This is a genomic window from Nonomuraea sp. NBC_00507 (assembly GCF_036013525.1).
Taxonomy (GTDB): Bacteria; Actinomycetota; Actinomycetes; order Streptosporangiales; family Streptosporangiaceae; genus Nonomuraea.
The window spans coordinates 10,754,154-10,771,206 of sequence record NZ_CP107853.1 but is presented as its reverse complement, the minus strand read 5'-3'; the positions used below and the strand labels follow the sequence as shown (position 1 = coordinate 10,771,206).

Annotated in this window: 14 protein-coding genes and 1 pseudogene; 5 read left to right on the top strand and 10 right to left on the bottom strand. The window is 69.8% G+C overall.

The window, feature by feature from the left end; genetic code table 11:
• Window positions 1–2: 2 nt before the first annotated feature.
• Window positions 3–827, bottom strand: a complete 825-nt coding sequence (locus OHA25_RS51480) for a polysaccharide deacetylase family protein (protein WP_327584164.1) — start codon at window positions 825–827, stop codon at window positions 3–5.
• Between the two features lie 342 nt (window positions 828–1,169).
• Here OHA25_RS51480 and OHA25_RS51475 point away from each other — a divergent pair, with 342 nt between their 5' ends.
• Both OHA25_RS51475 and qcrB read left to right on the top strand, forming a co-directional pair.
• Complete coding sequence (locus OHA25_RS51475) at window positions 1,170–1,829, top strand: hypothetical protein (protein WP_327584163.1); 660 nt, start codon at window positions 1,170–1,172, stop codon at window positions 1,827–1,829.
• A gap of 68 nt (window positions 1,830–1,897) precedes the next feature.
• On the top strand, window positions 1,898–3,409 hold the full coding sequence (gene qcrB, locus OHA25_RS51470) for a cytochrome bc1 complex cytochrome b subunit (RefSeq protein WP_327584162.1): 1,512 nt from the start codon (window positions 1,898–1,900) through the stop codon (window positions 3,407–3,409).
• A 70-nt stretch (window positions 3,410–3,479) separates the two neighbouring features.
• Here qcrB and OHA25_RS51465 read toward each other — a convergent pair whose 3' ends face one another.
• Window positions 3,480–6,743, bottom strand: coding sequence for a glucodextranase DOMON-like domain-containing protein (locus tag OHA25_RS51465; protein WP_327584161.1), 3,264 nt, complete (start codon window positions 6,741–6,743; stop codon window positions 3,480–3,482).
• A gap of 126 nt (window positions 6,744–6,869) precedes the next feature.
• Here OHA25_RS51465 and OHA25_RS51460 point away from each other — a divergent pair, with 126 nt between their 5' ends.
• The gene (locus tag OHA25_RS51460) at window positions 6,870–8,045 is read left to right on the top strand and encodes a L,D-transpeptidase (RefSeq protein WP_327584160.1); all 1,176 of its coding nucleotides are present in this window, start codon (window positions 6,870–6,872) and stop codon (window positions 8,043–8,045) included.
• Between the two features lie 35 nt (window positions 8,046–8,080).
• Here OHA25_RS51460 and OHA25_RS51455 read toward each other — a convergent pair whose 3' ends face one another.
• Complete coding sequence (locus OHA25_RS51455; RefSeq protein ID WP_327584159.1) at window positions 8,081–8,746, bottom strand: response regulator transcription factor; 666 nt, start codon at window positions 8,744–8,746, stop codon at window positions 8,081–8,083.
• Window positions 8,743–9,861 (bottom strand): sensor histidine kinase, encoded by a 1,119-nt coding sequence (locus OHA25_RS51450; RefSeq protein WP_327584158.1) that lies wholly within the window; start codon window positions 9,859–9,861, stop codon window positions 8,743–8,745. The genes OHA25_RS51455 and OHA25_RS51450 overlap by 4 nt, the downstream gene beginning before the upstream one ends.
• 510 nt (window positions 9,862–10,371) lie before the next feature.
• Here OHA25_RS51450 and OHA25_RS51445 point away from each other — a divergent pair.
• Window positions 10,372–11,238, top strand: a complete 867-nt coding sequence (locus OHA25_RS51445) for a fumarylacetoacetate hydrolase family protein (protein ID WP_327584157.1) — start codon at window positions 10,372–10,374, stop codon at window positions 11,236–11,238.
• A gap of 19 nt (window positions 11,239–11,257) precedes the next feature.
• Here the strand turns inward: OHA25_RS51445 and OHA25_RS51440 are convergent, their stop codons facing one another.
• The 6 genes and pseudogenes from OHA25_RS51440 to OHA25_RS51415 form a co-directional block, all read right to left on the bottom strand.
• Window positions 11,258–12,130: a hypothetical protein gene (locus OHA25_RS51440; protein ID WP_327584156.1), complete on the bottom strand. Its 873-nt coding sequence runs from the start codon at window positions 12,128–12,130 to the stop codon at window positions 11,258–11,260.
• Between the two features lie 237 nt (window positions 12,131–12,367).
• Complete coding sequence (locus OHA25_RS51435; protein WP_327584155.1) at window positions 12,368–13,315, bottom strand: hypothetical protein; 948 nt, start codon at window positions 13,313–13,315, stop codon at window positions 12,368–12,370.
• Between the two features lie 43 nt (window positions 13,316–13,358).
• A complete protein-coding gene (locus OHA25_RS51430) occupies window positions 13,359–13,628 on the bottom strand; it encodes a hypothetical protein (protein ID WP_327584154.1) in 270 nt (89 codons plus the stop codon).
• A gap of 331 nt (window positions 13,629–13,959) precedes the next feature.
• Window positions 13,960–14,961, bottom strand: coding sequence for an AraC family transcriptional regulator (locus OHA25_RS51425; RefSeq protein ID WP_327584153.1), 1,002 nt, complete (start codon window positions 14,959–14,961; stop codon window positions 13,960–13,962).
• A gap of 221 nt (window positions 14,962–15,182) precedes the next feature.
• Window positions 15,183–15,719: pseudogene (locus tag OHA25_RS51420) on the bottom strand (ISL3 family transposase); the annotation flags it as partial.
• Between the two features lie 232 nt (window positions 15,720–15,951).
• Window positions 15,952–16,320 carry a VOC family protein gene (locus OHA25_RS51415; protein WP_327584152.1) on the bottom strand — a complete coding sequence of 123 codons (369 nt, stop codon included), beginning with the start codon at window positions 16,318–16,320 and terminating at the stop codon, window positions 15,952–15,954.
• Window positions 16,321–16,383: 63 nt separating this feature from the next.
• On the opposite strand from OHA25_RS51415, the gene OHA25_RS51410 reads away from it, so the two are divergent.
• The gene (locus OHA25_RS51410) at window positions 16,384–16,842 is read left to right on the top strand and encodes a MarR family winged helix-turn-helix transcriptional regulator (protein ID WP_327584151.1); all 459 of its coding nucleotides are present in this window, start codon (window positions 16,384–16,386) and stop codon (window positions 16,840–16,842) included.
• The last annotated feature ends 211 nt before the right edge of the window (window positions 16,843–17,053 follow it).

The window sequence follows — 17,053 nt, the reverse complement described above, 5'->3', positions numbered from 1 at the left end:
GCTCAGAGCAGGCTGGAGGCGCCGCTGTAGGCCACGGGCGGTGGGTTGCCGCCGAATAACTGGCTGACGGTGACGAACGTGTAGCCGCGCGCGGACAGAGTCTTCAGAATCCCCGGCATGGCCCGCACCGTCGTGGGGTGGATGTCGTGGAAGAGCACGATGCTGCCGGGGCGCACCGCCTTGAGGGCCTTCTTGGTGACCTTGGCGCTGTCACGGTGCAGCCAGTCCAGGGTGTCCACGCTCCACATCACCATCGGTCGTGTGCTCTGCATGCGCACGGAGGCGTTGAGCGCCCCGTACGGCGGACGGATGAGGCGCGGCACGAGCCCCGTCACCGCCTTGATCGCCTGGTCGGTACGGGCGAACTCGGCGCGGACCGCGGCAGCAGGCAGCCGGGTCAGGTTGGGGTGCGACCAGGTGTGGCCGCCGATCTCGTGACCCGCCGCGACGGTGCGGCGCAGGATGGCGGGGTAGGCGGTGACGTTCTGCCCCACGACGAAGAACGTGGCCCGCGCGCGGTGGGCCTTCAGCCGGCGCAGCAGCGCGTCGGTGTACGGACCGGGTCCGTCGTCGAAGGTGAGTGCCACGCACTTGACGCGGCGGCAGTTGACCGGGCGGCCCCGCACGTCCCGCGCCGCGGCGAGCAGCGGGCGCATCAGCGCCTGCGACGCCTTCGACCAGGTCCCGGCCAGATCCGTGCCCGTAGGTAACGCGGTGACGCCGCCGTCCTTGACGCCTGGCTGCACCGCTGCTTGGACCGTTCCAGCGCCGGCCGTCAGCTGGCCGGTGACGCAGGCCGCCGTGGCCAGTACGGCTGTGGTGAGCATCCTCGCCACCCCCCGTCTCGCCCCAGGCCGTGCCGCCCGGCGCGATCCAGCATCGATGTTCATGTGATCCCCCTCGCGTACCGCCCCCGGTGCGGTTGTGTCTGATGGTCGCGCTCGCACGGGCACTCCGCCGGTCACGTAAGCTGTCGCTCTCCGCCCCAGGCTCGTCGCCCCGCGCATGCATGCGGTCCCGGCTCTCGCCGGGACCGCCCCATATGAGTTCGACAGCTGTCGTTCGTCCTTGGTTCGCGGGAGACCGCTTTCCGGATGAAACGAGTTGGCGGTCCGCCGGACCGGCGCGTTGCTTGATCCCCCGTTCCCCGGCCGAGGATCATGCGAAGAATGGGACTGGACTACTACCTCATCTCCACCTCCGTGAATGACCGGTCACCGGCAGGAGTCCTGGTGGAGGAATTCGTGCTCGGCGAGGACTTCACCGCGGCCGGCATCGACAGCGCCGAATGGGGATCGGAGACTGGCGCTTGGTTGGCGGCCCCGGAGGTGAGCCGGGCCATCCGGTCCGATGGCGCCCTGCGCAGGAGGGTGATGCCGGTGGACCGGCGGGACGCCCGCGACGCCTACGCGTACCTCGGCGGGGGCGAGCTGCCCCAGGAGGATCGGTTGCGCGACTTCTTCCGGCGCCGCCAGCCTCTTCCCGCCTCCGCGCCGCTCCATCTGGGCACCGCGCCGGCCAAGGCGCGCCGCTACCGCATCCTGTTCGCCGGCGAGCTCGGCGCCGACGGGCTGGCGAAGGCGCAGGCGGCGCTGCGGCTGGAGCCGACCGGCGACCCGCGCGTGGTCGGCAAGGCGTCGGGCAGTGCTGGGGGCCACGGCTTCACTTGGGAACTGCGCCGCATCGGGGCCGGCATCGCCTGGTGTGTGGACGTGACCGTACGGCTCGGCACCGGGCCGCTCGCCATGCTCGGCGCGCTCCTGCACCACCACCGGGAGGCCATCCGCGAGCAGGGGCTGATCCCGGTCACGGTCGAACGTTTCGCCTGAGTGTCACATTTCGCCGCCCGGGAGCGTCATGGAGGTGAACGGATAAACCGACCTGACGTGGGGTGGCGATGAAGGGCAGCTCACTGGCCAAAGCGCTCGACGACCGGATCGGCGGGGCCTCCTTCATGAAGAAGGCGATGCGCAAGGTCTTCCCCGATCACTGGACGTACTTACTCGGGGAGATCGCGCTGTACTCCTTCGTGGTCGTCCTGCTCACCGGCGTGTACCTCACGTTCTTCTTCAAACCGGCGATGCATGAGGTGGTCTACAACGGCGCCTACGTGCCGCTGCGCGGGGTGCGGATGAGCGAGGCGTACGCCTCCACGCTGGAGATCAGCTTCGAGGTGCGCGGCGGCCTGCTGATGCGGCAGATGCACCACTGGGCCACGCTCGTCTTCCTCGCCGCCATCGTCGCCCACCTGCTGCGCAACTTCTTCACCGGCGCGTTCCGCAAGCCCCGGGACCTCAACTGGCTGATCGGCGTGCTGCTGTTCGTGCTGGTGATGTTCAACGGGCTGTTCGGGTATTCGCTGCCCGACGACCTGCTGTCCGGCGCGGGGCTGCGTATCCTGCACGGCGTCACGCTGTCGGTGCCGCTGGTGGGGACGTATCTGGCGGCGTTCCTGTTCGGCGGCGAGTTCCCCGGCGACGACATCATCGCCCGGCTCTACAGCATCCACGTGCTGCTGATCCCCGGGCTGCTGCTCCTGCTCATCCCGCTGCACGCGGTGGTGCTGACCTGGCGGCAGACGCACACCCAGTTCCGCGCCAAGGGGCTGAGCGACCGGGTGGTTCGGGGCGCGCCGTTCTTCCCGGCGTTCCTGGCCAAGACGACGGTGTACTTCCTGTGGGTGCTCGGGGTGGTCGCGCTGCTGGCCACCGTGTTCCAGGTCAACCCGGTCTGGTTGTACGGCCCGTACGTGCCGAGCACGGTCAGCGCGGGCTCGCAGCCGGACTGGTACATGGGCTTCCTGGAGGGCGCGCTGCGGATCATGCCGCCGTGGGAGTTCACCGTCTTCGGCTCCACGGTGACCATGAGCGTGCTGATCCCCGCGCTGGGCGCGCCGGGGCTGCTGTTCACCGCGCTGGCCGTGTACCCGTTCGCCGAGCGGTGGATCACCCGCGACCACGCCATCCACCACCTGCTGGACCGGCCGCGTGACGTGCCGAACCGGGTCGGCATCGGCATCGCCGGGGTCGTCTACTACGGCGTGTTGTGGATGGCCGGCGGCAACGACCTGATCGCCTCGACCTTCCACATCTCGCTCAACGCGACGACGTGGATCTTCCGTGTCGCGGTCGTAGTCGGGCCGGTGCTGGGCTTCATCGCCGCCCGGCGCATCGCCCTGGGGCTGCAGGCCCGCGACCGGCACACCGCCGCCCACGGCGTGGAGACCGGGGTGATCGTACGCGGTCCGGAGGGCGGTTTCACCGAGGTCGAGCGGCCGGTCACCGAGGAGGAGACCGCGGTGCTCGTGCCGCCGGCGCCGCCGGCCCTGCCGCCCGCGCCGGACGGCGGCGTCCCCGCCCCGGTCGGGCGGCGCATCCGCGACGCCGCGCAACGGTCGTGGACGCGGTGAGCTCGGGCGCCGGTTCCGGCACGTGGATGCGGTGAGCTCCGGCGGTGGGTCCGGCACGTGGATGCGGTGATCAGGGGACCGGGACGGCGGGCACGGTGACCGGACCGGGCAGCGGGTTGAGCACGTCCGCCTGGGACTGCCCGGCCGGCACGATCACGTCCATCGCCTTGGGCACGGTGCCCGGATCCGCCGCGCACAGCGGATCGGTCCCGCCCGCGGCGCACACGCCGAACTGGTATGGCTGCGGCGTCGCGGCGAAGCCCCTGGCCTGGTCGGCGCTGAAACCGTCCTGCCCGGTCAGCACGACCGCGAACCGCCACCCGGGCCCCGGCGTGCCGAACGTGCTCTTGGGCAGCGCGACGGTGATCGTCCGCGTCGTCCCGGAGGCCCGGACCGCCGCACCCGCCTGGGCCGCGCCGCCGGCCGTCACCCACACCGGTGCGGCGAACCCTTGCACCTCCACCCGCTGCGTCCACGCGTCCTGCTCGGCGATGCGGTAGTTACGCTGCGGGAACGCCGCCTCGGTCGACCGCGCCGCCACGGCCGGGTCCTGGACGTACACGTCGAGCAGCTGCGCGCCCATCTGATTGCCGAACGTGGGGGACAGGTCGCGGAGCTCCGCCCGCAGGTAGACGGTCGTCGCATCCGTGATCACCTGGAATCTGCGCAGGTCGAAGGCACCGTCGTGGAAGTCGGCGGCCGTCGGGTACGCGTAGGTGCCCGGCCCGTCGTCGTCCCCGTCAGGGTCGGTCACGTCGAGCACGGTCGTGGCGCCGACGATGTCGCCGATCACCGTGCGCCGGGCGTGCGTGGTGCGGCCGTCCGAGGTCGTGGCGGTCACCGTGAGCACGACCTCGCCGAACGACACCGGCGCCTGGGCCGTGAACGCGCCGTCCGAGGCCGCCCGCACCGAGACGATCCGGGTGGGGGCGCCGGTGTCGATGGGCGTCGCGGCGACGTCCACCCGCGCGCCGGGCGCCGTGCTGCCAGCGACCGTGACCGACGTGCCGGCCACCGCGCTCCCATCGGCCGGGGCGGCCACGGTCAGCGGGGCGGCCTGCGGCATGCCGCGGTCGACGTAGCGCCGGCGGACGACATCGGGCTGCTCGACCGGGCGGGTGGAGCCGAGCGACAGGATCAGCCGCAACGCCTGGGCCTGCGCCCAGGTGAGCGGCGACGCCGACCCGGCGGGCCCGCCGTCGCGCATCCCGATCGAGGCGGTGGCCGGGTCCGTGCCGTACGGCGAGGCCGCCAGGTCGGGGTTCTCCCACGCCTGCTCGGGGACCAGCCCGGTGCCCGACGACATGTCCCGCATGGCCTTGAGCATTTCCGCCGCGGTCCCCTGGTGGCCGGTCTGGAGCGCCTGCTCGGCCCGCTCCCCGGCCAGGACCGGCCACACGTGTCCCGAGCCGGTGTTGCCGGTCGGCCACGGCTTGCCGGACGGTGCGCAGGACGTCGGGTCGGGCTCGTAGCAGTCGCCGTAGCCGTCCTCGGTGCCCTCGGTGTCGGAGCCGTAGCGGTACCAGCCGGGGCCGCTCGCCGTCGTCCGCTTGATCACCCGGTCCACGACCGGCAGGCCGGCCAGCACGTCCGGGTCGTCAGGCGGCAGGATGCCGAGCCTGGTCAACTCCAGGAACCCGGCGTCCACGACCCGCCGCTGATCCTCGGTCGGCCCGCCGTTACCCAGGTTGTACGACACCGCCGCGTCCGGATCGCCGTTGCGCGACAGGCGCAGGAAGTAGCGCGAGGCGTACGGCCCGGTCGTCGTGACGGTCCACCCCTTGACCGACCGCGCGAAATGATCGGCCGTGGCCCGGTACAGCCTGGCCCGTGCCTGGTCGCCGTGCCTGGCCGCGAGCTCACCGGCCGCGACCAGCCCGGCGATCTCGGCCGCGATCGTGGACGGGGAGTAGCCCGCCTGCTCCTCCCACCGCTCCACCCCGAACGCCGGACCGTGCGACACCAGGAAGTCGGCCGCCGCCCGCACGTCGTCCCACACGCCGGTCAGCCCGGACTGGTAGGCCATCAGGATCGGGTACGCGGTCTCGTCCAGCTGGTCGCCGCCCGAGTCGGGCGCCAGCGCGCCGTTCAGCAGTGAGTTCCGCGGCAGCCGCCCGTCCGGCAGCTGCTGGCGCTCCAGCAGGAACCGGGCCGTGTCCCTGGCCGTCGCCACGTCGCCGGCGGCCAGGAAACCGGTGAACGCCTCGTACAGGTCGCGCGAGAACACCTCGCGGTAGGAGCCGAAGTAGACCGCCTTGCCGCCGACCAGGTCGCCCGCCGGCACCGCCTGCCCCCACGGGCTGGCGAGCGACGCCACGACCGCGCCGGGGAACGTCTTGTCCTCGCTGGCCTTCAGCACGTTGGCCGACAGCCGGTAGAAATCCGCCTGAGCGGCCGGCGGCCGGCGCAGCCCGGCGTCGTAGGCCGCCCAGCCGCCCTCGTACCGGGCGCGGGTCGCCGGGAACGGCCGGGCGGCGGCCTCGCCCGCGACCCGCAGCGCGGCGGCCCTGCTGCGGCCGAACCCCAGCGCGAACGTCACCTCGCCGCCCGCGTCGAGCGGCAGCCGCGCGGTGGCGACCACGTTGCCGTCCGGCGCCTCGGCGTAGGGGGTGAGCGTGCGGGCCGCGTCCAGTTGGGCGGCGCCGTCGCTGGAGGTGCCCGCGTACCCGACGCTCGCCTGCGGCAGCCGCCGCTCGGCCCGCAGCGCCAGGTGGGTGGGCACCGCGTAGTCGCGGGCCGGGGCCGAGGTCTCGGTGTTCTCGTCCGCGATCACCGGCGCGCCGGTCGCCCCATCGACGACGCCGCTGTCCGCGCCGCCGTTCGCCGGACCGCCGCCGCCGTTGCCGTTCACGCTCGCGTCCAGGCGCACGTACAACCGCAGCCCGGGCGGCTGCAGCCGGGTCCGCACGACGACGGCGTTCCTGTCCGGGTCGGTGAGGTAGGTCGTGGTCAGCCGGTAACGGCCGTTCTTGCCGGCCGAGGTGATCGTGCACGTCATGCCGGAGCGGTCGGTGGCCACCTCGTACGTCGTGTCGCGCGACTGGAGCTCGGTGAACGTGCTGCCGTCGGTCACCACGAACTGCATCGTCTCGACGTTCGTGTTGTCGATCGTGGGCTCGTACACGTCGGACAGGACGCCTCCCGCGACCGTGTACCAGACCTTGGGCGTCTTGTTCGCGGCCGTGCCCACGCAGTCCTTGCGCGCCAGCCCGAAGTGCGACAGGGCCCCGGGCCCGCCCGGGGCGGGGGCCGCGGCCAGCACCGTATCGACGGGGACGGCGACCAGCGCGGCGGAGCAGACCAGGGCAAGGACGGACCGACGCAGCGCGAGCATGGCAGCTCCCCTTCCGATCATCCCCGTACCGTCGAGGGAAGACCGGCGCCGGCCTTGTGTCAACCCTGCCAACGCGGGAAGAAAGTCCAGCGGTGACCTTTTTGTCGGGCACGGGAGGCATCCACGATGCGGAACGGCCGGACCATCGCGAGTATCCTCGCCGCGGCGGTGCTCCTGATCGCGGGATGCACCTCCGGCGGCGGCACCCCGGCGCCGGGCAGACCTGTGGAGCAGGGGCCGGTGGCCAAGCTGGCGATCACCCCTGCCGACGGCACGAAGAAGGTGCCTCCGGACACCGGGATCAGCGTCAAGGTCACCGACGGCAAGGTCACCAAGCTGACCGTCGCCGACGCCAAGGGCCGGGAGGTACGCGGCTCGGTGGCCGCCGACGGGACCTGGCGTCCCCGATGGGCATTACGGCCGTCCACGGCGTACACCGTCAGCGCGGAGGCGACGGGCACGGACGGCAAGCCGGTCGCGGCGCAGGCCAGGTTCACCACGCTGAAGCCGAAACGGGTGCTGGAGAGCGGCATGTCGCCCCTGGACGGTGAGAAGGTGGGCGTCGGGATGCCCGTGCAGCTCCTGCTGTCCCAGCCGATCACCGCCAAGCAGGACCGGGCCAGAATCGAGCGCGCGCTCGTCGTGCGCATGTCCAAGCCGGTCGAAGGGGCATGGAGCTGGGTGAGCGACCGGGAGGTGCAGTTCAGGCCGCGCGAGTACTGGCCGGTCGGTGAGAAGGTCACGGTGGTGGCGCATCTGACCGGACTGCGCGCGGGCGCCGGCCTGTGGGGGACCAAGGACCGCAGCCTGACCTTCACGGTCGGGCCCTCGCACATCACCAAGGTCAGCGCCGAGACCCACCAGGCGGTGGTCCGGGAGAACGGGAAGGTCGTCAAGACCATTCCGGTCAGCCTCGGAAAGCCGGGCGACGACAGCTACTCCGGCGTCATGATCGCCCAGGAGAAGGCCGGGGACCTCGTCATGGACTCCGCCACCATCGGCAAGCCGGGCGAATACCGCATCCGTACCCAATGGAACGTCCGGATGACCTACAGCGGCACCTTCTTCCACGCCGCCCCCTGGTCGGTCGGGGCGCAGGGCAGCCGCAACGTCAGCCACGGCTGCGTGAACGCCGGCCCGGCGAACGCCCGCTGGTTCTACGAGTTCACCCAGCGGGGCGACATCATCGAGGTGACGGGAACGTCCAGGAAACTGCAGTTCGGCAACGGGCCGACGCCGTGGGCGAAGTCCTGGGAAGACTGGCTCGCGGGCAGCGCCTTGGGCAAGCCCGTCAACGGCTGACCCTGCCTGCGCGGCGGCGGGTTCCTGGTGGCCTTCTAACCCCGCCCGCCCGGGACCACCAGCCCGGACTCGTACGCGAACACGACCAGCTGCGCCCGGTCACGCACGCGCAGCTTGGTCATCGACCTGCTCACATGCGTCTTGGCGGTGGCCTCGCTGATCACCAGATGCGCGGCGATCTCCTCGTTCGACATGCCCCGCCCCACCAGGGACACGATCTCCCGCTCCCGCCCCGTCAGCCGCTCCGACCCCGGCACGGGCGCCGGACGTGGCGGCGTGCTCACGTACTCCTCGATCAGGCGGCGCGTCACCGACGGCGACAGCAGCGCCTCGCCCCGGGCGGCCACCCGCACCGACTGCAGCAGGTCGCTCGGCTCGATGTCCTTGAGCAGGAACCCGCTGGCCCCCGCCCGGAGCGCGGCGAAGACGTACTCGTCGAGCGCGTAGTTGGTGAGGATCACCACGCGCACCCCGTTCAGCTCCGGGTCGGCGCCGATCCTGCGGGTGGCCTGGATGCCGTCGAGCAGCGGCATCCGCACGTCCAGCAGCGCCACGTCCGGCAGTAGCCGCCTGGCCAGCTCCACGGCCTGCGCCCCGTCGCCCGCCTCACCGACCACCGTGATGTCGTCGGTCAGCTCGAGCAGCGCCTTGAAGCCGGCCCGGATGAGCGGCTGATCGTCGGCCAGCAGGACCCTGATCACGACCGCACCGGAACGGGCAGCCGCGCGCGCACGCTGAACCCGCCGTCCTCGCCCGGGCCGGCGGTGAGCGACCCGCCGACGGCGACCGCGCGCTCGCGCATCCCGATCAACCCCATTCCCGGCCCGGCCGTGCCGGCCTCGCCGTCGTTGTCCACCCGCAGGGTGATCCCCGCCGGATCGTAGCCGACCCGCACCGCGACCGCCGCCGCGCCCGCGTGCCGCAGCACGTTGGTCAGCGCCTCCTGCACGATCCGGTACGCGGCCCCGTCCACCTCGGACGGCACCACGTACGGGTCGCCGGTGATGCTGTACGACACCCGCAGCCCCGCCCCCTCGGCCCTGGACACCAGCCGCGGCAGCGTGGCCAGCCCGCCGTCGGGAACGGCTTGCCGCAGCACGCCCAGCGTGGCACGCAGCTCGTTCATGGCCTCGTGCCCCGACTCCTTGATCGCCCCCAGCGCCTCACGGGCCCGCGCCGGGTCGCGTTCCAGCAGCTCCATGGCCACCGCGGCCTGCACGTTCACCACGGAGATGCTGTGCGTCAGCGAGTCGTGCAGCTCCTGGGCGATCCACAGCCGCTCCTCACCCGCCCGCCGCAGCGCCGCCTCCTCACGGGTGCGCTCGGCCTCCTCCGCCCGCTCCTCCACGGCCCGCAGGTACGCCCGCCGGCTCCTGACCATCTCGCCGACCACCACCATCGCCACCAGCCAGCCGCTCAGCAGGTTCATCCCGCTGGCGGCCGCCGGATCCTCCTCGGCCAGCGCCATGAGCCCGTAGACCGGAACAGCCAGCGCCACCGCCAGCCAGATCGCCGCCTTGCGGCGGCCGAGCGAGGCGAGGGTGTAGATCGAGGCGAGCGCGGGCTCGGCGGCGAACACGCCGGGGTAGTGGGCGGAGTAGTAGACGATCGCGGCGGCCACCGCGACCAGCCCAGCGGCCAGCGGGGCCACCCGCCGCCAGGCCAACGACACGGACGCGACGACGATGAGCGTGATGCCCACCCCGTCGAGCGGCCGCTCGTAGGGGCCGGTCCACGACAGGTTGCCGTACGTGCCTGCCATGATCGCCACCAGCACGCCCGCCGCCATGAGCGTGTCGATCCTCCGGCTGTCCATGCCCACAAGCTAGGCCAGACCACCCACCCGCGACGTCATCCCCCTGGTGTACGTTCGCGGGGGCGGAGCAGGCATGTACCACTGCGGGAGTACGCCGGGGTGCACTCCGCCGGGCGACGCGGCGCGCAAGCCGCCCTTGCCGTCTCTTGCTGCCCTTTCTTGCCTTGATCGCTATGCTGCCGAGCCTCTCGTCCGGGAGGTCCGGCACTGCCTCCGCCGCCTCGACGTCGCCCGCGCTCCGGCCAAGAGGCGAAGTGCACCAAGGCAGGCGACGTACGCCTCCCACGCCCTGACGCCGTCCGGTCGGGGAGGAGAGAGGAACGCATCGTCCTGGCTCACTGGTCACCACCTTGAGGTCAATGTCGCACTGCGTGCGTCATCAATTACAACAAGTCGCATCGCGTGTCGTCAGGCAATCGCGATCGAAAGCATGAGGACCCGGCGGGACGCCGCTCCGCCCGGGTACGAAAGACTCTCATTGGACTCATCTGATGAGAGTGAGGAGCAGGCATGCATATCGTGCGGTTCGTCAGCCCCCTGACCGGCGTGGACGCGGTCGGCGTCGATGACGGGGAGGACGTGGTCGAGCTGCCCGGGATCGCGACCGTCGGCGAGTTGCTGAGGCTGTCGTCCGGGGAACTGCGCGAGCGGTGCGCCGGGGGGGACGGGACCCGGCACCCGACGGGCTCGGTCAGCAGGCTGGCGCCGGTGGACGGGCAGATGGAGGTCTGGGCGGCGGGTGTGACCTACCGGCGTTCGCGCGAGGCCCGGGTGCTGGAGAGCGAGCGGGCCGCCGACGTCTACGAGCTGGTCTACGACGCTGAGCGGCCTGAGCTGTTCTTCAAGTCGGTGGCCTGGAAGGTGAGCGGGGACGGCGAGCGCATCGCGGTGCGCGCCGACTCGGAGATCGACGTGCCGGAGCCGGAGCTGGGCCTGGTGCTCAACGCGGCCGGGGAGATCGTCGGCTACACGGTGGTCGACGACGTCAGCTCGCGCACCATCGAAGGGGTCAACCCGCTCTACCTGCCGCAGGCCAAGATCTACCTGGGCGCGTGCGCGGTGGGCCCGGCGATCCGGCCCGCGTGGGAGGTCGAGGATCCGTACGCGCTGGACATCACGCTCACCATCGGCAGGGCGGGGGAGACGGTGTGGGACGGCAAGGCTTCCACGTCGCAGCTGAACCGCCGCCTGGACGACCTGGCCGGCTACCTGTTCAGGGCCGACGCCTTCCCGGATGGCGCGGTGCTGGCCACCGGTACGTGCCTGGTCCCCGACCTGCCGTTCACGCTGCAGGACGGTGACACCGTGACCATCGGCATCTCCGAGATCGGCATCCTGACCACCACCGTGGTCAGGGGCCTGGAAGCGATGCGCTGACCCGGCGTCCCGCAAGCTTTCAGAGGCTTCGCTGGGACTCGGGGGTGGCGTGGACCTGATCCCAGTCGATGGCCACCTTCTGGGGGTCCTCCGGGGCGATCTTCGCGGGGAGCCGGGTGTCGGGGAAGATGAGGGCCAGGTACTGCGGCGGGACCCGGTGGGCGAGGCGTGCCTCGTACGAGCCGTTCGGGCCGCTCACGCGGAGGACGAGGCCCAGGATGGGGTCGCCGTTGTCGGCCGTCATGCCGTTCGTCGAGAACGTGCCGAGAACCGTGACCATGGCGGGCACGCCCCGAGCGAGAATGTCGGCAGCCGACACTCGCTCCCCAGGCCCCGAGGAGTTCCACCTCGGGGCGCGCTCCCAGTCGATGAGGAGGCGGCCGCGGTCCTGCGGGTCGACGTAGACGGCGAGGTGGGCGCCGGGGAGGACGGCGCCCACGAGGAGGCGCGGAATCTGCTGGCGATGGGCGACGCGGTAGGCGTCCCCGCTCTCGGGGCGTACCTCGAGGTCGAACGCGACCATGGGCTGGTCGTTGATCGTCACGCCCGTGTCGCGCATGGAGAGAATGACGGCGCCGGCCGGCATGCCGTTGCCCCGGAGGTCATGGTTGCCGCCGGCCATGTCTTTGATCATCCCGAACAGCCCGCCGGATCTGCTCGGCTGCACGTCTCCACCGACGGCCGACATGGCCGAGCGCATCGCGCGACGGGTCAGGCCGAGCACGATCATGAAGCTCGCGGCTATCGACAGCGTCATGCCGACCGGGAAGGCGATGCTCGCCCACCCGGGTATCGGCCACATCAGCATCCCGGTGACCCCGGCCGCCAGCACGAGGCCGCCGATCACTTCCACGGCCACTCCAATCGGGAGCAGCATTCCTTTACGCGTCATCAGCGTGTTCCTTCTCACCGGTCCTGTTCGTACGGTGATCAGGAAACGGCAGAGCGCTTGCCTGGTGCTTGCAGGTCGTTTGCCCGGCTCTGGGAGCACCGCCCCCGCTCCCCGGCCGACCGGCTAGGACATGATCTCGTACGCGGCCGTAGTGCCGGCCTGCCGGGTGTCCTTTCTCCTTGGCCTGAGACAGGCTCATTGATCATGAGGCAGCCAGGTCAGCGCGTTGCGGCCGTCTCAACTTCTATGAGACGGGACAGGGGGAATCCACTTGCGGCTCACCATGATGGAGCCGTCATCGGGAATGGTGATCGCGATGACGCAGTCGCCGCGAATCCAGCCCGACCGCACCAGATAGTGCGTCCCGGCGCGATCGACGATCTCGTGCAGGTTCGGGTACCCATACCACTTGCCGGTTTCCTTGGCGCGGATCCCGCAGTCGTCGAGCTGGCCGAGCCGCTTCTGGCTGTAGACCGTGGCGCCTGTTCTCTTCTCGAGATTTGCGGCAAGTTTCCGAGCTCGGGCGTGTCCCTCATTCTCCGCGTACAGGCCGATCGTCCAGATCGCAGACAGGAACGCGATGGCCACGGCCAAGGGCCGTATCCACGCCACGCGCCCCCTGCCGTCCGGAGCGGTGACCAGCAGCACGCCGACCATGACGAGGCCGAGCGTCGCATAGGTACGGACCGGGGTCGGGTCGCCGGGAGCCCCAACGCCGTAGCCGAGTACCAGCGCGCCGAGCCCTGTGCCGGTGCGATGCCGGGCAATACCTTCGCGCATACGGTGAACAGCGCCACTGGCCGCGCCGGAAGCGTGAACCACGGCCTCCTTGGCCCTCGCGATCCGGGAGCTCGCCGAGAGGGAGGTCTCCGAATCGCGTACATGTGGCCTGGCGCGCTGGATCCACACCGCTACGAGCAGGGTCAGGACCAGGATCACTAGCAGATCCTGGCCGGCCACCCCGACTCCCCGGAGGCCGTATTCCATGGGTGTCAGGCCGAGATCGAGCGGCGAGAGGCTGAAGTAGGCGAAGAATGCCTCCGAGTAGGACCAGCCCATATAGATGGTCACCGCCGTGAAGACAAGCCCGTTGGCCGCGACAATGCCCGCTGCGCTCGGAAAGGAATGGGTGTTCTCGTCTACTGAGCGGTCCTCGATACCTTCACCGTGCGGTCCCCTTCCCACGCGAGGATGCCCACCTTCCCGATTGACCAACGATCAGCAGATCTCACTCGGTCTCTGCCGGCGGGTCGCCGGCCCCTCCGCACGGCGACGCCGGATCATTGATGTCACAGGTGTCGTGCTGGTCGTTTTCACCGTTGAGGTGCCTGGCCCTTATTTCGCTGGCGTCTTCGCCCTGTTCGCCTGAGGGATCCGGCATATCAGGGTTGTTTGGCTGATAGTGCGAGGTGTCGCCGGATCCCGAATCTGGATCGTCGGAAGAGTCGCAGCCGGCCGTGGCAAAGAAGATCACCGCGACCGCGCTTGCGGCCGCCACAACGTGTCTCATTGATCACGCTGCCCTTCGGGGCGCAAAGCGCCTGCTAGTTGGCCCGTCACGCAATCTTGGCGGGGATAAATGATCGGATCAGCATCATCTTGGATGCATCCATGTCCTTACGCGATCATTTCCATCCGTACGGCCGGATCCGGATCGTTCGTTACGAAGATAAGGTCGGCACCCTGCGGCCCGCGATCCGATTTGCGCGGAGAATGGCCGGTTTGCGCAGGCAGTAGAACGGAACGATGCGGCTTACGGGAAACAGGCGCCCGACGTGAGCCTCCGCGTGGCCGTACGGCAGCGCGGTGACGTCCCAGCGCGCTCTCTCCTACCTGACCGATCGCAGAGTTTCGGAAGGGTGGGCTCCGTATTTATGGCGGTAGGCGGTGGCGAATCGCCCCAAATGGATGAATCCCCACCGGTGTGCTACGTCGGTGACGCTGGTATAGGACGGCTCGGAAGCGACAAGTTCCGCGTGTACCCGCTCCAGGCGCACGCTCCGCAGGTATGCCATCGGCGACATGTCAACGTGAGCTTGGAATGCTGCTTGGAGGGTGCGGATGCTGACACCCGCGATGTCGGCGAGGGCTGCCGCAGTGAACGGAGTCGCCGGTGATGCCCGCATCGCTTCGATGACTCGCTTGACCGTCGGAGGTCGGGATGGCGGCCCGGGGCTGAGGAGTTCCTCCCGGTAGTTGTGATCTGCTGCTGCCAGCAGGTGGGAGAGCATGCCGTGCCATAGGGGCGCGCCGATGATCTCCTGCCTCGTCAGAGGGTCCTCGATCCCGATCTGCCCGGCGAGCATGCACACCAGCTCCCGCAGAATTCGCCCGTAGCCATGGGTCAGGTCCATCGAAGGGGCGAGGTTGATCGGTGAGCGAACGGGCCTCTGCAGGAGGCGCTCCAGTTCCGCCTCCAGCGCCTCGCGCCTGATCTTGACGCACAGAATGCGGCTACCGGCGCTCCATCGACTCAGCTGCACATCCCCGGTCGGCCCATACAACACAGCGCGCTGCGGGGTTGCCGTGACCTCATTCCTCAAATTCTTGGAGCTCAGGTAGCCCGACAGCGGAATGTTGAAGTGATAAAACTTGCGAAGCTCGGCGAAGTCCATCTTGATGTCGGCGTTGAACTGGCAGTCTCCCACCAGGATCGGCCCGAGCTGCATGGCGTCGATCGACATCATGAATTGTTCGGCGCCGCGAAGGACACTCATGCGAAGCGGATAGTACGTTTGGGCGCCCTGCTCGCTGGCCTCGTCAGGGTCAAGTGTGCGGGTGCTGAATCTCCAAGGCAGTGATGGAACTGCCGTGGCAGCTGAATTCGCCATACTGCCGCCATGACACTCGGCCACTATTCAATTCCGAAACGCTAGCATATGGTCGGCGGTCACCGTCAAGCTCTCCCTGTGGCCGGCGGCTCAGGTGCCGCTCGTGCCCTCGATGAACGGCGGGCGGCAGTCGAGCGCGTGCCTCGCCGTCGATCAAGGGCCCGATTGTGGTGACGGCTGTGGAGTCGTCCGTTGGTCGCATCGGTGGGTCCGTTGCTGGTGCCGGGGCGGGTGTGTCGCCACACGTGCTCGTCGACCCCGATCGCGTGGACGCCGTCGAAGCGATGCTCGTCGTTGATCAGGACCTGCTGGCCCTCGGCCAGGACCGCGTCGTTGGCGGTGTTCCACGAAACCGCGAGGCCTTCGGCGATTCGGGCCACGGTCAGGTGCTGGACCACGATTGCCTCCAGTGCCCACCGCAGCCCGCGGCGCGATTCGCTCGTGGCTCGGCGGCACGGATGGTCTCCTGGCGCCACACATGCCCGCAGCCGCCGCACCGGTAACGGCGGATCGTGACCAGCAGCGTCGTGGGACGCCACCCGAACGGCTCGTGAGCAAGGCGCCTGGTCACGGTGTCCCGCGGCGATCCCTCCGACTCGCAGCGCCGGCACCACTGGTCAGGTTCAACGACACGGCAGGCGAGGACCGCACGGTCGGGGGAGTCGTTGGCCGGTGACCTCGAGTCCGAGTTCGTCGAGTCGGCAGAAGGTGGTCAGATCAGCGCAGGCGAAGCCCGCGCCGACGGTAGCGTCGGGCACGTCGAGGTCTTCCGGATGGGCGGCGTAGGAACCTCTATCCTTGGGACCTCTATCGGGCCCTCGACGCGCTGAACCATGACCGCCCGGGCCTCGACGTCACACTCCGTCCACCCCACGGGTGAAGAGCCGGAAAGGTGATCACCCTGGGTGAACAAACGTCGCCTGGATTCTCGAGCCTCGGGCGCAACCTCGGTCTTTGGGGGCCGGTGATCGTCCGGTGGCGTTTGGCCTGTCAGGCGCGGTCGTGGAGAGTGATCTGGTAGCCGTCGGGGTCGGCGAAGGTGAATGTCCGACCGAAGGGGCCGTCGATCGGTGCGGAGACGATGGTGTGGCCGTCGGCGACCAGAGCATCGTGAATGGCTTGGACGTCTGTGGCGTGGAGCCAGATCGCGGCACCGATGCCGGGCTGAGCAGCGGATGCGAGATCGGTGCCGGGAACGATGTCGCGGAGTGCGAACGCGATCGGCTTCGTCTCGAAGACGACGGCGTGCGGAGGTCCGGCCTGCGAGCGGATGAGGCCGAGGTACTGCTCGTAGAACGCCTGCGAAGCGTCGAGGTCGCGCGCTTGGAGCGAGATGAAGTCGGGGCCGGTGGCGGGCATGATGATGCTCCTTCTCTTCGTGTCAGCTTTCTGACACAGGCGAATCTATGTCAGAATACTGACATGAGTCAAAACGGTGTCGGCGTCGACCTGGAGACGTCACTGGGCTACCTGCTGAAAGAGGCGTCGAGCGCCCTCCGTGCAGCCATGGAGGAGGTGCTGCGGCCGCTCGGGATGAGCGTGACGCACTACTCCTGCCTCGAGCTGCTGGCTCAACGACCGGGCTTGTCGAACTCCGAGCTCGCGCGGGGTGCGTTCGTGACCCGGCAGACGATGAACGTGCTGCTCCAGGCCCTTGAACGAGACGGCTACGTGACCAGGCCTGCGGAGGCACCCGTCGGGAAGGTTCTTCCCACGCGGCTCACGCCTCGCGGCCGACGGAGCCTCGAGAAGGCGACCGTAGCGGTCCGGTCCGTCGAGGTCAGAATGCTGGCCGGCATGACCGAGACCGAGCAGTCAGACGCGTTCCGGCTCCTGCGGAGCATGATCCATTCCCTGCGCGATGGCAACGACGGTGCATAGCTCGTTCCCCGGCGCACGTCTCGTCGCGCTCGGATAGGGGTGCAGCCGAGCGCGAAAATCCGTGCGGGCGACCTCGAAAACCGACGGACCCCGACTACACCCTCTTCTGCGATGAGCCATCAATCTGCCTCATGATCAATGAGACGGGACACCGGGGATACGGGGCTCTCGCCTCCCGCGTGATTCCGGTTGCTTATGGGAATGCCAAACG

Excerpts from the sequence above, each read along its gene's own strand:
- OHA25_RS51425 (WP_327584153.1), bottom strand. The coding sequence starts at position 14,961 with ATGGCGAATTCAGCTGCCACGGCAGTTCCATCACTGCCTTGGAGATTC.
- OHA25_RS51410 (WP_327584151.1), top strand. The coding sequence starts at position 16,384 with ATGAGTCAAAACGGTGTCGGCGTCGACCTGGAGACGTCACTGGGCTAC.
- OHA25_RS51450 (WP_327584158.1), bottom strand. The coding sequence starts at position 9,861 with ATGGACAGCCGGAGGATCGACACGCTCATGGCGGCGGGCGTGCTGGTG.
- OHA25_RS51460 (WP_327584160.1), top strand. The coding sequence starts at position 6,870 with ATGCGGAACGGCCGGACCATCGCGAGTATCCTCGCCGCGGCGGTGCTC.
- OHA25_RS51415 (WP_327584152.1), bottom strand. The coding sequence starts at position 16,320 with ATGCCCGCCACCGGCCCCGACTTCATCTCGCTCCAAGCGCGCGACCTC.
- OHA25_RS51465 (WP_327584161.1), bottom strand. The coding sequence starts at position 6,743 with ATGCTCGCGCTGCGTCGGTCCGTCCTTGCCCTGGTCTGCTCCGCCGCG.
- OHA25_RS51440 (WP_327584156.1), bottom strand. The coding sequence starts at position 12,130 with ATGACGCGTAAAGGAATGCTGCTCCCGATTGGAGTGGCCGTGGAAGTG.
- qcrB (WP_327584162.1), top strand. The coding sequence starts at position 1,898 with ATGAAGGGCAGCTCACTGGCCAAAGCGCTCGACGACCGGATCGGCGGG.
- OHA25_RS51475 (WP_327584163.1), top strand. The coding sequence starts at position 1,170 with ATGGGACTGGACTACTACCTCATCTCCACCTCCGTGAATGACCGGTCA.
- OHA25_RS51445 (WP_327584157.1), top strand. The coding sequence starts at position 10,372 with ATGCATATCGTGCGGTTCGTCAGCCCCCTGACCGGCGTGGACGCGGTC.
- OHA25_RS51480 (WP_327584164.1), bottom strand. The coding sequence starts at position 827 with ATGCTCACCACAGCCGTACTGGCCACGGCGGCCTGCGTCACCGGCCAG.